Below are 14,194 nucleotides of genomic sequence, written 5' to 3'. Positions count from 1 at the left end.
TGTTCGACTGCTTTGGAGTAGTTATCTACGTAATATGGCAGAAAGTCAAGTTCCTTTTCCCTACCTGCCGGCGCAACTGCAGGCCATCCGTGCCTCGATTTCCGAGCCGCGCTTCGCAACTTACCTTGCAAAGGGCGGCAATCACGAAGAATATGCGATGGCGCTGTATCTCTACAACGCCCGGGTTGCCAAAGCGTTCCTCTATCCGCTTAATGTGGCAGAAGTGACACTGCGAAATGCCGTCGACGGGATCCTTGTCGCAAGGTTCGGAGCGAACTGGCATCAGGACGCCACATTCCGCGATCAAACTCTGACAGGGAATGGCTTGGCGACGCTCGACAAGGCGATACAAAGGGCGGGCGCGGGCGCAGCACGTGACCAGATCGTCGCGACGCTCACCTTCGATTTTTGGTCGAACCTCTTTCGGCCGGAATATGGTGGCCTCTGGCGCACCACCGTCAATATCGCTTTCCCCCATCTACAGCACGGCGAAAGCCGCCAGGAAATCCAGAACCTGGTAAAGCCGATCAATGTCTTCCGGAATCGCGTGGCCCATCACGAACCGGTTCTTGATCTAAACGTGACTGACATTCATGCCAAGATCGTGCGGCTGATCGAATTACGATGCGCCGAAACGGCAACCTGGATGAAGCATCACTCCACTCTCAGCACCGTCGTCAGAACGCGCCCTCGCCGGGACGGCACCAATGCCAACACGCTGGCCGCGAAGCTCGATCCGGGGTTCGTGCCAGTCAGGCCGGAAACGGGTTTGAGTGAGCTGGCCGAGCTGCTCGACGAAAAGCATCAGGCAATCATCTGCCTCGACGATGACGGGCGTCCGATCGCGGCGCTCACAGTAGTAGACGCCATCCGCTTCATCACAGAGTGCGCAAAGAGGTTGGGTGGGATGATCGATCTTAATGATCATACGGTTTCGGACCTGGTCAAGGTGGCCAACCTCGCGGACCGATGGACGCAAATGGATGACGCCACCCCGCTCGCCTTGGCGGTGAAGGAACTCCAGAAGCCGCGTATCCAGATTCTCGTCGGGATTGAGGCCGCATCAGGCAAGGCCACAGGCGCGATTTTGCGCGCACACCGCCGCTATTGACCGGAAGGATTGCACTTGAGCTTCAAATTGGTGGATTCTGGATGGTCGGACGAACTGGATATCGGGATGCGGGAAAGACCGGAAACGGTTCTGATCGTATGTCCGTTCATCAAGAAGCAGACCGTAGAGCGCCTGATTTTCGCGCATTGCCCTCGTGATCTTCGCGTCATCACTCGATTCGACCTCAACGCCTTCAATGCGGGGGTAAGCGATATGGATGCGCTGTCTCTCCTTCTCCGAAGCGGAGCGAAAATCCGGGGAGTCGTCGGCGTCCATTCCAAAATGTATATCTTCGGCGGCAAGCGGGCGATCGTAACAAGCGCGAATCTCACCGAAGCCGCCATGTTTCAGAATAAGGAGTTCGGCTTCGCCGCTGATGACCACTTCATCGCCGCACAGTGCCAGAATTATTTCGACCGCTTATGGGCCAGCACCAGACACGATCTGTCGCAAGCCGATATCGAGCGATGGCGGCAAATTCTCGCCCCGTACCGTGTCGGGACGAGAGATAGCATTTCTCTACCCGACTTCGGAGAGACGGTGAATTCGACATCGCCGTTCGTACTGGAGCCTCCGACCGATGCGCCTATGCAGTCTTTCGTCAAATTCTTCGGAAGAGCGGACAACCGCGTGTCGCTATCTATGGGGATCGACGAGGAGGTTATTCGCTCCGGTTCGCATTGGGCATGCACGTACCCGAGTGGAAAGCGGCCACGCCAGGTTCGAGAGGGGGCCATCATGTTCATGGCTCGTATGGTTCAGGCGCGGAGCGACTACATTATCTACGGGCGCGCCATTAGCAGGGAACACAGACCAATTCTGGATGACGCCACACCAGCCGACGTGTCGGTGAGAGTATGGAAGGAGAATTGGCCTCACTACGTTCGCGTCCACGATCCCGTCTTCATTAACGGACCGCTTTCGGCAGGAGTGTCCATGGTCGATATGATGACCGAACTTGGTCCGAATTCTTTTGCGCCAACGCAACGCAATCTGAACGCCGGCAGTGGAGGCAATCTCAATCCGCGGCGCGCCATCATGAGAAAACCGCATATGGAGCTCACGCCACAGGCCTATAGGTGGATATTCGATCGGCTCGAGAAATCGATGATGCGGTATGGTGCGCTCGATCTCACCGACTCGCGTTTCGACCTTCCGGCGGCGCAAGACAACTCCCCAGATGCGCTTGCGACCACCCCACAGCTGTCAATGCAGTCTTTAGAGGATTAGAAAATGGATATCCCGCACGTCTCGCGTCAGCCACCTGAGATCGGTAGCCGGGTGAAAATCTACTTTGATCGTAAGTCGGCTGATCTCATCATTGAGACCCCTGAGGGACAGCGCAGCAGGGATTTTATGGGCGTTTGCATCGGAGACGCTGTTTTCGACACGGAACCCACCGCCAGGAGCAGCACCCGCTGCATCGTGACGGGAACTTTTCTTGCTGTCCCGGGCTCACGTGAGAGCCGCGATATCGAGTCGGAAATCCGCGCGCAGGGCAGATCGCATCTGGAGTTTTACTGGTGGCGTGACAAGACGTGGCCACTCCGCAAAGCGCGCCTGGCGTTCATTGCGAAGCCTCATGGTGGCTTCCCGACTTCGATGGTCGTCGACGGAGAAGACTAACAGGGGGCGCCTCGGCGCCGTCTGTAGTCTACAGATCAAAGATTTCGAGGCCTGAAATTATCATTTGCGCCGTTCCCAGCAATGATCTGGGAAGTCTCGCTGCAAAGGCCTGCCTACCGCTATCGACAATTGCCATTATGCGATGTCGGCCGTCCATGACTGAGATCCAGCCCTCCTCTTTTGAGGTCGGTGTCAGCACCGGAAAACCTATTGGTTGGTTGGAACCGATCCGGCGCACCCAATAGTCATATTTCCCTTGCTTGAAATCCACGCCGCCGCCGCCTCTCCTATCGATCGACCAAAACCATGGTGCATGATTTCCGAGGTGCTGATCAAACCCAGCACTCGGCACTTGGACGGTTACATAGTCGTCCAGGTCCGCGAGCGGCACTTTTTCATTTGAGATATAGGTGAGGCCAAGAAGGGTCGTCATGGAGCGAGCATCTCTGATGGAATTATGGGGTTGTAGTAATTTACATGAATTCCCTGGTCAGAAGGTGAAACCAACACCCCGACATAAAGTCGGCCATTTAACCCAGCGTCCGGAAGCGTCGAAGGGAGCGCGGCGAACGGCGGTCAAGAAGCAGGACCCCGTCAAGACCGGACGAAACACTTCTATCCTGCCGACCCGCATAGGTCTGCGACCGACCTTCAAGGGCAGAGAAGACCTGAGCGACACGCCTGCGACGCGTTGCTTCAGTCGGGGGCCGCTCTTGTACCAAGGCAAGGATTTCCTTGTCGATACCCAAGAACACACCATCATCGATCTCGCGGCCGACATAACCCGCACCAACCTGATCGGATAGATCAAGTACCGGCTGATCGAGGATAATGGAGTAGGCTCGTGTAATCGCTTCGAAGAGATCAAACGTCACGGTGATGCCGTCACCCTTTGCCGGCGGATCCAGCACTCTGCCCTCTGCACCACCGGCCTTGAACATGAAGAAGTTTGCACAGCGCGTGGTCGGCGCCCGTCCGTTGACCGTGTGAAGCGCCGAAACCTGCCCCAGTGCCTTCGCAACGGTGCTTGCGGCTGGCGCTCGGATGCGACCCTTACTCTCGAACACATGGCGTTCCCTTCGCTTGATGCCGATAAAGTCGGGACGCGATTTTGGAGGAGGAGGCGCTGCGCCAGCCTTCGGCGCGACCGGAGCCGTTGGGGATCCCCATCGGCAGGAGGCAAGGCCGGCGACATGCACGAGATACTGCACGCTCATCTGACTCTGAGCATACCAGTGCGTGAACGCCTCGCCGAAAAGGAACGAAACCCCCACCTTCTCCGACTGCTCCAAACTCCGAAAATAGGCCATCGTGTTCAAGGAGGCATCCAGATAGCCCGTCGCCATCGCGACCAGCATTTTCTCCCGCCAGGGGCCAACGGTGCGGACAGCGGCTCGACGGCTGGGATAGCCGACGGTCAGCAACGAGCGGATGATGTCGGCATGTGTCGCTGGCAACGTTTTCGTGCCATTCAACGCCGTAAATCGTCCAGAGAAGTTTGCGGAAGTGACTGTAACGGACATACCTATCGCCCGGCCCGGATTGACACCCCGATAGACCGCAGGGCGGGTATCAGGTCGGCTTGACGAACTAACTCGACCGCCGGAGAGGCGACAAGTTTCTCACCGACGGCCCGATCGTAGACCGCCACGCAATCTGTTGCAGTGAGGCGTGAGGAATAGAGCAATCCATCGACAGCATAGGATCGAAAGATCGACTCGCTCAGTCTCTGCCCTTCCTGATGTTCCTTGCCCCGGGCTGCGTCCGTGCTGACGCCCAACCTCAGGAGGCCGGTCGTGCGCAGGTCGAGAAGAATGAGAGCATCCGTGGCCGTCACCTCAGTGACCGACCAGTCCTCGATTTCACTCTCATCCAGCACTCGGTCCTGCGTCCCCTCGAAGCGGTCGCGCACGATCGTCTCCGCAATCGCGGTCGCGAGATCATATGCGGCATAAAGCAGTCGGAACATCTGGTTTGGACTTGAGAATCGCGATTGACCGAAACCCATGCCGAGCGGGGTCGACATGTGGGCTACAGGGATGATGCGGAGATAGGATTGAGGGAGAAACGCAAGCGCGAGCTCCCGAACCGTTTGAGGATCAAGTTTCACGATTCAGCTCAACCAAAATCGCGCTCAGCTGCATCCAGAACCTCGTCAAGATTGCCCATCTTGAGATTGTCGAGCGGCGTTCCGCCTATGCTTGGCTTCGGCTGGATCAACCATTGCCACGCTGAACGCGGATTGCGGATGATTTTGGTGACCTGAGGCATGCCCTCGACCGGCCGGCCATCCACAAACTGAGCCAGGGGAAAGACATGCTTTCGCTCGCCCTTGAGCAGACCGACTACAGCTCCGCGCTTGTGCCAGTCGTGTAAGGTCGATCGCTTCGTGCCGAACTTTTTCTCGATATCGCCCGGACCGGCGACCGGACCGGCCCAGTCTTCGATGCGGGTTGGCGTCGCAAATTCGTCGAGCCTGCGGCGCCCTTCCTCAATGCCTACCGATTGACCCAGACCAGCACCTCGGCTGACCTCCACAGGCTTTTCGACCGATACCTCCGCGAGCACATGACCTGGCTTCGCAGCCAGTTCGGCGACGGCGGCTTCGACAATATGGGCGAGTTCCGTTTCGTCGTCGGCAATCCGACGCTGTTGCTCGACAGAAAGGCGCGCTGCTACCGCAGAGACCACGGCCATGACCTTGCCAGTCGCCGCAAGAGCCTGCTTTGAAAGGCCTGGATTGTGTCGGGCCAGAACCTTGAGAACATCGGCTACCGCAGCCGGATTGACTTCCAGCTTTGCGCCCATCTGCGATTTACGGGTGACAGCGACCATCTTCGTCTTCCTTCTTGACTACAGCCAAGATAATGCGGATTGTCCGGTTTGTCCAGATTGTTGCCATCAGAGGGCGTCGCGTTGGTTTCCCGCTGAACAACGCTTGATCAGGCAACAGCCTTGATGTCGGAGGGGATCGATATCGTCGCGACGGCCGCAACGACAGAGGCAATGCCCGCCAGAACGAATGTCGTGGACAGCGATGACGTGATCACCATGCCGGCCAAGGCGGAACCAAGAGGGAAACCGGCCAGATTCAGGCTCATCGAAATCGACATGACGCGGCCGAGTTGTTGCGGATCGGTTCGACGCTGGCGAAGCGTCAGAAGAGCAACATCGATCGGACCGGACATGACGCCGGCAAGCATGAGGCCGATCGCCAGCCCGCCAAACCCAAACTCAGCTGCCACGGGCCATGCCGCCAAGGCCGTAATTACCATTCCGATAGCCATAATGTGACGCTCGCGACCGGTCGTTCGTATGTGCCCAGCGAACAGCGCACCAATCCCGCCGGCAATGCCCATCGCAGCCCACAGGAAGCCTGTCACCGAACTCCCAATGGAAGTGTCGTAATGGTTGGCGACAAAAACCGGAACGACGACATAGAGAACGCCCCAGGTGATCTGATACATCGAATAGGAGATGGCAAGGCCGCGCAGTGTCGGTTGCCGAGCCACGATCTGGATGCCTTCCAAAGTCTGCCGCATGAACGACGCCTGCCCTGACGCCAGACCTGGAAGGAGCGGTACGAGGGACATGCATATTGCCGCGCCTGCATAGAAGAGGGCGATCATGGACATCGCACTTTCAGGACCAAGCCACGCGACAATGATGCCGGCCATCGCTGGCCCGACGACATCAACGACGGCATAGACCGCCGTATCCAGCGCATTTGCTCGATCGAGTGCGTGAGACGGAACCAGGCGAGGCAATAGGGTGCGGGTGCCAGCTGCGCCCAACGGACCGGCGAGGGAAAACAATATCACCAGAAAGAACAGGACCGGTGGCGTCGTCCAGTTGAGCCAGCTCACGGTACTGATTGCGGCAATGAATATGGCGCTGGCAATCATGTCGATTCTGACAGCTATCGTCGGTCCGACGCGATCAAGCAGAACACCCGCGATTGGACTAACCATCAGGCCAGGCACGATTGCCGCGAAAGTCAGCCAGCCGGCCAGTGCCGGTGACGAGAACCGCGCCAGCACGAACAGCACCAACGTGAGAATGAACATGCGTCCGGCCAGACGCGAGAGGGTAGCAGCGACAATGAGAGGCGTCAGACCGGGAATTGTGGTGAGGGCTCGGTATGAATTTTGCTGTTCCATCGTGACCTGCGAAAGATGGTTGGATTTTTGAACATCAATCAAGTGCGCTCGGAATGTCCGGGCTGAATGCAAAGGCAAGTATCAGGCAGTTCTCTGAATGCCGAGACGTCGTAATTCCCGGTAGACAGTTGAGCGACCAAGGCCAAGCTGCTTGGCGGCTTCGGTCGGGGATGTCTTAGCTTCGATGAGTTTGATCGCCGCGTCTATCTTTTTCATGTCGAGGGGTTGGCGGCCGGGGCGCTTGCCCTTGGCTCTCGCCGCGACGATACCGTCCTTCGTCCGTTCCGAAATCAACCGTCGCTCGAAATGGGCAATGGCCCCGAAGACATGAAAGATCAGCTCGCCGGCGGCTGACGACGTATCGATCTTCTCTTCAAGGCTCAGCAGGTCGATCTGACGCTCGCGCAGCATCTTCACGGTCTCAAGCAGTTCGGCCAAAGACCGGCCGAGGCGATCCAGCCGAACGATCGCTAGCGTGTCGCCAGCGCGAGCATAGGCAATAAGATCCGCCAGACCCGGCCGATCCATGCTCTTGCCGGACTTCACATCGGTGAACACCTTGATCGCTCCGGCGTGTTCGAGACGCAGCGTCTGACCCGCTACATCCTGATCGCCGGTCGAGACGCGCGCATATCCAAGAATTGCCCCCATGATGGCGTCTCCGAAACGGCCGTTCTGTGGACGGTGACAACCGACCTCATTCCGCCACTGAAAAATCGTCCATATAATACGTCTCTTTATTCTCTGCTGTCCATAGATTATCACGCCCTTTTGTGGACGAGTTAGCAGGGTGAAGATGCGCAAACATGAACTTTTGACCGAGCACGAACGGCGACAGCTCTTATATGGGGTCGGAACAAGATCTGTTCCCGCAGACACGCTAAGGCCGAACGGAATGTGAACTTTCGTCGCGAACCCGCATGACGGTCTGTCGGCTGGTTGCGAATTTTCGCGCGATCGCCGAAACGCTCATGCCTTTCGCTAGATCTTCGCGTACATCTTTCTTCTGCTCTTCACTGAGCGTGGCCGGCCGGCCGAGGGTCTTGCCTTCCGATTTGGCGCGCTTGAGGCCGGATTGCGTCCGCTCGACCAGCAGATCGTTCGAACTGGGCGACGGCGTTAAGCACCTGCATGGTCATTGTGCCGGATGAACTGGTCAGGTCCGCGCCGCCGAGAGCGAGACAATAGATCCGTTCCGCGGAATTGTGGATGGCTGAGATAGATATCTTATCCCATCCGATCGAAGCTCATCGTGCCACATCTTGGGAGGGCACAGATCTGGCAGGCTTCTTGAATGGATCAAGGACCGTGACGCCCCGGCTCTGAAAATCCGCGACGTTGCGTGTCACGATGACCAGATCATTTACCTGCGCTGTCGCGGCCAAGCCGGTATCGTCGGTATTCTTTTCAGATTGACCGAGCATCTGCCCCCAACGGCGTGCGACAGCCTCGTCGACCGGGAGAATACGACCTTGATAAGCGGCGAAGATTGCGTCGGCAGCCTTGGCAATCGCGTTCGCCACAGTGTCATCGGCTTTCCGCTTCTTCTCGATGCCTTTCGAAATCTCTCGAACCGAGATCACGCTGATGGCGAGATCGGTATCATCGATCGTATCGAGCCAAGCCGCGACATTCTCGTGCGGTTCGGGTCGACCAATCTCTTTCAGGACATTTGTATCGAGCAGGTATTTCAAGCTCAGTCATCCAGCGCGCTAAGATCGGCTGCGCGCATGGCGGCTTTTGCCGTTTGCTTCGGGTACGGCCGGCCCGCCTTCGGATGCGCCTCCGCATAAACTCGCGCCGCCACGACCTGTTGTTCCTTCAAGGAGGGATAGTCGCGAAGGACCTCTTCGACCGTGGCGCCGGCGTCGAGAAGAGCAGCGATCCGATGAGCCTCGATGTGCGTGCCTCGGATGACCGGCTCCTTCCCGGATAGGTCGACCTGATCGGTGAGCTTCTCGAGTTCCTTCAGCTTGCGCTCGACGAAGACTAAGTGCTGACCGATGTCGTAGCGCTGTTTGCCGAACACGACTTCCTTCGCGAGACCGCGCTTTAGGGAGGTCTGCAACGCCTCATAGAACTCGGATTGGCTCTTGGGCGTGAGCGCCAGTTTGAGTTCGTCATAGGCATGGAGAAACACCAGCTCAGCTTGACCGAACTGTCGAATGCTTCGACCACCTCGCTTCACGAGTTGCGGCTTAATCGGCGCGCGCTCGACAACCTTCTTGAAGATGTCCAGCGGCGCGCCCACTACAAAAGCCGCCTGTGCCGTTGTCAGATGTTCCATCCGATCGCCTCTCTAATTCACCCCGAAAGATAGGGCCGAATTAGAGATAGTGCAAGGCCCCCGTTTGATTTCATTTTGGCAGGGTGTTTCAGACAATACCCCAGGCTCGGTAGCTTCCACGTCCCGTCATTTCCCGAACACCCAGCTCGGCGATCAGATCGAGCGCCGCGCGATGGCTCACTCGCAACTCCTTGGTAATCATGGATGAGGAGACGATCGGCCGGGTTAAAAGCAAATCCACGACACCGGGAAGGCTGCTTGACGACCGCTTTCCTTGGAGCTTGCGCTCTAGGCGGTCCCGGGCTTGGCCTAACCGAATGATTTCTTTCATCCCCAATGCTGCCCCTTCCGCCATGGCCTCAAGCGTGGCGACCAGTCGCCGCGTCCGGTCCCGAGACCGGCGACGATCGCGCGGAACAACCTTCAGGCCGAAATTGAGCCCGAACAGGTGCGACGCGAGCTTGCCGCGCGCGCGAAGATAGGAACTCACCAGTTGCGCACCGAGCCAATGTTGTCTTTGCAGCGGTTCCAGAGTTTCCCACGCATCCCAGAGGATCGCAGAACTGAGCGTCGGCGGCATCGCCGCAACCTGCTGCATGACGGCTTTCCATTCCGAAAGCCGGCCGCCTTCGTCCCAGTCCGGATCCCGAATGATCAGTTCGCCAAGGGCCAAAGATCCCGCCTTGTGTTCCTGATCCTTCCCTGTCGCGGCTGCGAGCGTGCGAGCCGACCGGTCAAGAAGCGCATCGATTTCTGCCATCTCGTCGGCGAAACCATCATGGACCTCATCCGACGTCACCTCTGCTAGCGGTGCTCGCGCGCCCTCCCCTGACACCTCACGTGCGGGAGGGATCGAAGCCCGGGCAATCAAGTTTTCGAGACCTGATTGGCTGATCGCCCAGTCTGCCTCAGCCCCGGCTATTCGCCTCCGGGCCCGGAGGATAGAATGTGCGATGGTGATGTCGTGCGTAGGGGCCCGAACATCCCGCTCGGCATCGTGGAGAACTAGGTCTTCGACGTGTACGAGTTCGCCGGCGACCCACATGCTGGCGGTGGCGTCATGGAAGTGCGCTCGCTCGATGAAGCCCGGTCCCACTACACTACGCCGCACAATCTCATCCAGGCGTGCTAGTTGATCCTCGGCGTGAGCGACCGCCGGAAAAAGAAGCGCCAGAGGCAAATCGCCGATTTCATAGGCCATTGGTATTCCCTGTTAAATTGTTCAATATTGAAGCTATTATAACGTTAACTTCAATCACAGGTGAGAGATTTTCCGCCTACTTTATATATAGAACGGAGCGGCGCTCCTGATTGTACAGCTGGACCGTCGGCGGACGTCGAAGCGCCCAAAAACGTTGTCTTTCAGCGCATTTTTTTACCAAAGTGACCACGCACATGCGTCAAGAGACGTTTACAAACGATCGTTTATCCTTATCCTCTGCGTTTGGAAAACTGCCCTTCAACACTCCTCAGGCGCTGCAAATGGCTCGTAACACGCAAAATCGACGTTCCGGTCGGCCTCAGGGCCGTATAATCGGCTATGCCCGCGTTTCGACGGACGAACAGGCGACGGAAGCGCAGGAGATCGAACTCAGGTCGGCCGGTTGCGACATTATCGTTCAAGAACATGGTTCCGGCGCCTCGCGTGCCCGCCCTGCTCTTTCCAAACTGCTTCGGGAGATTAGCGCTGGCGACACGCTTGTTGTGGTACGACTTGACCGCCTGGCGCGCTCGGTCAGTCATTTGCTCGAGGTAATCGAGGATATGACGGCGAAGGGCGCGCATTTCCGGTCGCTGCGCGATCCTATCGACACGTCGACGCCGCAAGGAATGTTTTCCCTCCAGGTTCTCGGCGCCGTGGCGCAGCTCGAACGCGCGCTCATTTCCGAACGAACGAAGGCGGGTATCCGCGCAGCCAAGTCCAAAGGAAAGCTTTCCGGCAACCCGGGCATCCGGGAAAAGCGCCCGGAGGCACTGGCAAGGATGACCGCGGCCCAGAAAGCGGCATATGGCGATAGGATTCAGGCGTCCGCGAACCAATGGCTTCCTACCGTTCGTCGCATGCGACCGGATCACACATGGGACGACATCGCCCGAATGCTCAAGCAGCGGGGCCTCGACTGGACGCCGGAACGTCTTCGCCGCGCCGTGAAGTGGATGGTGACGGAACGCCTGGTGGATGCAGCGCTCCTGAAAAAATCTCCTCCCCGTCTTCCCGAAGATCGCCTGATGACGCTTGTGGCCGGCATCCATTCTTCGAACCCCGACCTGAAGCTCCGCGAGATCGCCTGCCAGCTTGAAAGACTGCACGAGCGCACGCCGCGCGGTGGATCCAAATGGGCGCCCTCGTCCGTCAAGAACCTGATCGACCGCGCCCGACGTTCCGGGTTGATCACCGACGTCGACATCGCCGCGGCTGAATAGCGAGAGGATCACCAAGATCTCGGCTTTCGCAGGTTTTTGAGCAGCGATTCCGATACGTGGAGGCGGCTGTCATCCTCGACCTCCTCAGCAGTTCGCGGCTTTCCAGCGCCGACTGCATTCTTCTGCTCGTCCAGCTTCGCCCGGAGCAACGCCATGACCATCGGCCAGGTCGAAAACTTCCCATCCTTGGCCCGGTCGGTCAGGCTGCGCAGATAGCCCCCAGCGTTATTGATCTGACCGGCCCGCTGATAGATCGAAGCCAGCGTGATCGCCGCGTGTTGCTCGCCCATGGTTTCGCGGGCCTCCCGCCAGGCGCTCGGACTAATCCCCAGCATCGGCCGGGCAAGCTCAGCCGCCGCCAGCAAGTCGCGCCAATGCCGAATTGGACCTCCCTGGGCCAATTCCCGCATTTCGGGGCAGGCATCCAGCACGATTCCCAAAGGCAGCTCGCGTTTCGGCAAGCTCCGTACATTGTCGGTTTCCGCAACGCTGCCGCCCGCTTCATCTTTTTTTCTAGAGCCGTATTCAGATTCAAATTTAGAGTCTGGATTTGAATTCTGTTTGTGGCGACCGATATGGGACTCATTGGCGTCCAGATTCATCGTTTTTGTGAAAGATTCCAATACGTCACGGATCTCGATGCAAAGTTCCTGAAGCTCTTGCCCAATACTCTCGACAAGCTGCCGAGGTGCCGAGCGTGGCAGGCGGCCGATGATCCCCTGATAGGTCTGGGTAACTCTTCCCCAGTTTCCAGGAACGCTCTCTTCGACGCCAGTTTCGATCATTTTGACAATGTCACGACGAAGAAGAGTCAAGCGCTCCTTGGCCACCCGGAAGGCCTTTTTTTCAGCTTGCACTGTCTGGGCCAGATCTCGGAACTCCTCGGCCCGCGCGACGATCGGCGACAGATCGAACCCATAGGCCTGCTCAATCTCCCCTCCCCTTCCCTTGCGGGCGAACCGCTTGCCATTGGGGCTGTCGCGGCGAATGATGAGCCCGCAATCAACCAGTATGGCAAGATGCCGGCGCAGTGTCGTGGCGGGCATGCCGTTGGCGCGAGCCATCAGCTGTTCGTTAGAAGGCCATACGACCAGTTCGGCACCACCAGTCAAGGCGGTCTCCGGGTAAAACGTCAACAGCGCGTTCAGGATCGAGAGTGAGCGGTCCGTGGCTCCGATCAGTCCCCGGGATTCACGGATGTGCTGGAAGACCTGCCATTTGTGGGCGACAGTGTCTGATGCGACAGCTTTTGCTGCCATCTGGCTTGCAATATGGCCGAGTGTCATCGGCCGCCGCCCAAAGGACGTCGTTGAGATATGCGTCTGCATTTCCTTTTACCTTTTGTTAGGCAATTGAAATCCGCCCGTCGAAATGACGCTTTCCCTTACGGGACCCTTGACTACGATTCCTGGAAATGCGATTCTCTTAGCTGCGAGACTACAGAGAAGGTCTTCCGGAACGCCGTTTCGGGGGCCTTTTTCTTTTGCGGTGAGAGCCAGTCCATCTCAGTCGAGCGGAGCTTTAAATTGGATGAAACCCTGACTATTGGTCGAGCTTGCCTCCTCCGTTGGTTTCAATGAACTGGGCGTACAGACTGTCCAACTGGTCAGCGACATATTCGCCAAAAGTTGGCACCAGTCTCTCGTCGAAAACCAGAGCCGTTCGTCCAGTTTCTTGTCGGATCGTCGCTGCCTTTTTCCCCTTTGGCGTGCTCCAGGCCCTTACCTTTTTTGGAGTCTTCGCAGGTGGCCTTGAAACGGCGTTGAAAATGAGGTTAAAGCGGGTATCGCTATCAGATTGCTTGAACTGCTCTGACCCAAGCATCGCTTCGATTGCGTCGGTTGCCTTAGGCTTCCCAAGCCCCTCGGCAAGTGCGACCCAACGCGATCGACCCGCTTTCGACGCTGGGCCGATTTGTGTGGCGAGGTTCAGCGGTATGCCCCTTGCTACAGTTATGTAGCGGCTGAGGTCGGCCTTGTCAGTGGATAGCGCGGCAATGATGGTGGCTCTATCAAAACCCGCATCTTCGAGGCGCAGGGCGAAGAGAGCCTTCTCAATGAACGAGAGGTCAGCACGGTTAAGATTTTCGCGGCCCTGGGCCACGACCAGTTCACAGTCCGTGAGATTTCGAACAATGGCAGAAACCTCTCTCCGCAGATTTACTGCCGCGCGCAGCCGCCGCCTTCCATATACGATCTGATATCGACCGGCAGCCTCAGGGTGCGGTCTGACAAGAACCGGCACCTGCTGCCCCTCCTGCGAAATGCTCGCCTCAAGCTGCTCGAATTTCGGATCCACGTCTGAGGGCAGCCGATCCGCGATCGGCGACCCGTCGATCATGGATGGATCCAGAGACACGACGGCTTCGCCTGTAGCCAGTTGATCCTGCAGCCGAGCTGCAGCCTTTGCGCCCTCAGCCATCTCTTGCAAAGACGAACCCATGGCCGAAATCGCTCCGGTACGAACACGAGCGGTCGACTTGTCGACTGCTGCTCTATCGGTCGCAGGTTGCTTCTTGAGGAACAAAGTATCGATTGCGTCTTTGCGGCTCATGATATCGGCCTCTTGGGTTTGGCGTCGTGGCGT

The 14,194-nt window shown here is 57.9% G+C and carries 14 protein-coding genes and 2 pseudogenes; 4 read left to right on the top strand and 12 right to left on the bottom strand.

Annotation, left to right across the window (positions count from 1 at the left end; translation table 11 throughout):
• Positions 1 to 34 precede the first annotated feature (34 nt).
• From CPJ18_RS24900 to CPJ18_RS24890, 3 genes and pseudogenes are all read left to right on the top strand, one after another.
• Complete coding sequence (locus tag CPJ18_RS24900) at positions 35 to 1,111, top strand: Abi family protein (protein ID WP_233109037.1); 1,077 nt, start codon at positions 35 to 37, stop codon at positions 1,109 to 1,111.
• A gap of 66 nt (positions 1,112 to 1,177) precedes the next feature.
• Positions 1,178 to 1,525: pseudogene (locus CPJ18_RS27705) on the top strand (phospholipase D family protein); the annotation flags it as partial.
• A gap of 819 nt (positions 1,526 to 2,344) precedes the next feature.
• Positions 2,345 to 2,737 (top strand): hypothetical protein, encoded by a 393-nt coding sequence (locus CPJ18_RS24890; RefSeq protein WP_010891609.1) that lies wholly within the window; start codon positions 2,345 to 2,347, stop codon positions 2,735 to 2,737.
• A 28-nt stretch (positions 2,738 to 2,765) separates the two neighbouring features.
• Here the strand turns inward: CPJ18_RS24890 and CPJ18_RS24885 are convergent, their stop codons facing one another.
• The 10 genes and pseudogenes from CPJ18_RS24885 to CPJ18_RS24840 all read right to left on the bottom strand — a co-directional run bounded on the left by CPJ18_RS24885 (position 2,766) and on the right by CPJ18_RS24840 (position 10,385).
• Complete coding sequence (locus CPJ18_RS24885; protein ID WP_065698697.1) at positions 2,766 to 3,170, bottom strand: hypothetical protein; 405 nt, start codon at positions 3,168 to 3,170, stop codon at positions 2,766 to 2,768.
• A 97-nt stretch (positions 3,171 to 3,267) separates the two neighbouring features.
• The gene (locus tag CPJ18_RS24880) at positions 3,268 to 4,260 is read right to left on the bottom strand and encodes a hypothetical protein (protein ID WP_065698696.1); all 993 of its coding nucleotides are present in this window, start codon (positions 4,258 to 4,260) and stop codon (positions 3,268 to 3,270) included.
• Positions 4,261 to 4,262: 2 nt separating this feature from the next.
• Positions 4,263 to 4,847, bottom strand: coding sequence for an RES family NAD+ phosphorylase (locus tag CPJ18_RS24875; RefSeq protein ID WP_010891612.1), 585 nt, complete (start codon positions 4,845 to 4,847; stop codon positions 4,263 to 4,265).
• 8 nt (positions 4,848 to 4,855) lie between these two features.
• Entirely contained in the window at positions 4,856 to 5,572 is a 717-nt protein-coding gene (locus CPJ18_RS24870; protein WP_010891613.1) for an antitoxin Xre/MbcA/ParS-like domain-containing protein, read from the bottom strand.
• 107 nt (positions 5,573 to 5,679) lie between these two features.
• On the bottom strand, positions 5,680 to 6,897 hold the full coding sequence (locus CPJ18_RS24865) for an MFS transporter (protein ID WP_010891614.1): 1,218 nt from the start codon (positions 6,895 to 6,897) through the stop codon (positions 5,680 to 5,682).
• Between the two features lie 81 nt (positions 6,898 to 6,978).
• On the bottom strand, positions 6,979 to 7,548 hold the full coding sequence (locus CPJ18_RS24860) for a recombinase family protein (protein WP_010891615.1): 570 nt from the start codon (positions 7,546 to 7,548) through the stop codon (positions 6,979 to 6,981).
• Positions 7,549 to 7,777: 229 nt separating this feature from the next.
• Positions 7,778 to 8,138: pseudogene (locus CPJ18_RS24855) on the bottom strand (recombinase family protein); the annotation flags it as partial.
• Positions 8,139 to 8,144: 6 nt separating this feature from the next.
• Complete coding sequence (locus CPJ18_RS24850; RefSeq protein ID WP_065698695.1) at positions 8,145 to 8,591, bottom strand: type II toxin-antitoxin system VapC family toxin; 447 nt, start codon at positions 8,589 to 8,591, stop codon at positions 8,145 to 8,147.
• 2 nt (positions 8,592 to 8,593) lie between these two features.
• Entirely contained in the window at positions 8,594 to 9,184 is a 591-nt protein-coding gene (locus CPJ18_RS24845; RefSeq protein WP_065698694.1) for a DUF433 domain-containing protein, read from the bottom strand.
• An 88-nt stretch (positions 9,185 to 9,272) separates the two neighbouring features.
• The gene (locus CPJ18_RS24840) at positions 9,273 to 10,385 is read right to left on the bottom strand and encodes an RHE_PE00001 family protein (RefSeq protein ID WP_010891618.1); all 1,113 of its coding nucleotides are present in this window, start codon (positions 10,383 to 10,385) and stop codon (positions 9,273 to 9,275) included.
• Between the two features lie 281 nt (positions 10,386 to 10,666).
• Between CPJ18_RS24840 and CPJ18_RS24835 the strand changes: the two genes are divergently transcribed.
• Positions 10,667 to 11,608, top strand: coding sequence for a recombinase family protein (locus CPJ18_RS24835; RefSeq protein WP_065698693.1), 942 nt, complete (start codon positions 10,667 to 10,669; stop codon positions 11,606 to 11,608).
• 8 nt (positions 11,609 to 11,616) lie between these two features.
• Here the strand turns inward: CPJ18_RS24835 and repC are convergent, their stop codons facing one another.
• Together repC and repB are read right to left on the bottom strand one after the other, a co-directional pair.
• Positions 11,617 to 12,936: a plasmid replication protein RepC gene (repC, locus tag CPJ18_RS24830; RefSeq protein WP_099086240.1), complete on the bottom strand. Its 1,320-nt coding sequence runs from the start codon at positions 12,934 to 12,936 to the stop codon at positions 11,617 to 11,619.
• A gap of 214 nt (positions 12,937 to 13,150) precedes the next feature.
• Positions 13,151 to 14,161 carry a plasmid partitioning protein RepB gene (gene repB / locus CPJ18_RS24825; RefSeq protein WP_010891621.1) on the bottom strand — a complete coding sequence of 337 codons (1,011 nt, stop codon included), beginning with the start codon at positions 14,159 to 14,161 and terminating at the stop codon, positions 13,151 to 13,153.
• Between the last annotated feature and the right edge of the window lie 33 nt (positions 14,162 to 14,194).

The organism is Agrobacterium rosae, assembly GCF_002915175.1.
GTDB classification, from domain to species: domain Bacteria; phylum Pseudomonadota; class Alphaproteobacteria; order Rhizobiales; family Rhizobiaceae; genus Agrobacterium; species Agrobacterium rosae.
This window is presented reverse-complemented; position numbering and strand designations above follow the sequence as displayed.

What these genes read in the sequence shown, in the direction of transcription:
- CPJ18_RS24880 (WP_065698696.1), bottom strand. Translation starts at nt 4,260, where the DNA reads ATGTCCGTTACAGTCACTTCCGCAAACTTCTCTGGACGATTTACGGCG.
- CPJ18_RS24835 (WP_065698693.1), top strand. Translation starts at nt 10,667, where the DNA reads ATGGCTCGTAACACGCAAAATCGACGTTCCGGTCGGCCTCAGGGCCGT.
- CPJ18_RS24890 (WP_010891609.1), top strand. Translation starts at nt 2,345, where the DNA reads ATGGATATCCCGCACGTCTCGCGTCAGCCACCTGAGATCGGTAGCCGG.
- CPJ18_RS24870 (WP_010891613.1), bottom strand. Translation starts at nt 5,572, where the DNA reads ATGGTCGCTGTCACCCGTAAATCGCAGATGGGCGCAAAGCTGGAAGTC.
- CPJ18_RS24845 (WP_065698694.1), bottom strand. Translation starts at nt 9,184, where the DNA reads ATGGAACATCTGACAACGGCACAGGCGGCTTTTGTAGTGGGCGCGCCG.
- CPJ18_RS24885 (WP_065698697.1), bottom strand. Translation starts at nt 3,170, where the DNA reads ATGACGACCCTTCTTGGCCTCACCTATATCTCAAATGAAAAAGTGCCG.
- CPJ18_RS24860 (WP_010891615.1), bottom strand. Translation starts at nt 7,548, where the DNA reads ATGGGGGCAATTCTTGGATATGCGCGCGTCTCGACCGGCGATCAGGAT.
- repB (WP_010891621.1), bottom strand. Translation starts at nt 14,161, where the DNA reads ATGAGCCGCAAAGACGCAATCGATACTTTGTTCCTCAAGAAGCAACCT.
- CPJ18_RS24840 (WP_010891618.1), bottom strand. Translation starts at nt 10,385, where the DNA reads ATGGCCTATGAAATCGGCGATTTGCCTCTGGCGCTTCTTTTTCCGGCG.
- repC (WP_099086240.1), bottom strand. Translation starts at nt 12,936, where the DNA reads ATGCAGACGCATATCTCAACGACGTCCTTTGGGCGGCGGCCGATGACA.
- CPJ18_RS24900 (WP_233109037.1), top strand. Translation starts at nt 35, where the DNA reads ATGGCAGAAAGTCAAGTTCCTTTTCCCTACCTGCCGGCGCAACTGCAG.
- CPJ18_RS24865 (WP_010891614.1), bottom strand. Translation starts at nt 6,897, where the DNA reads ATGGAACAGCAAAATTCATACCGAGCCCTCACCACAATTCCCGGTCTG.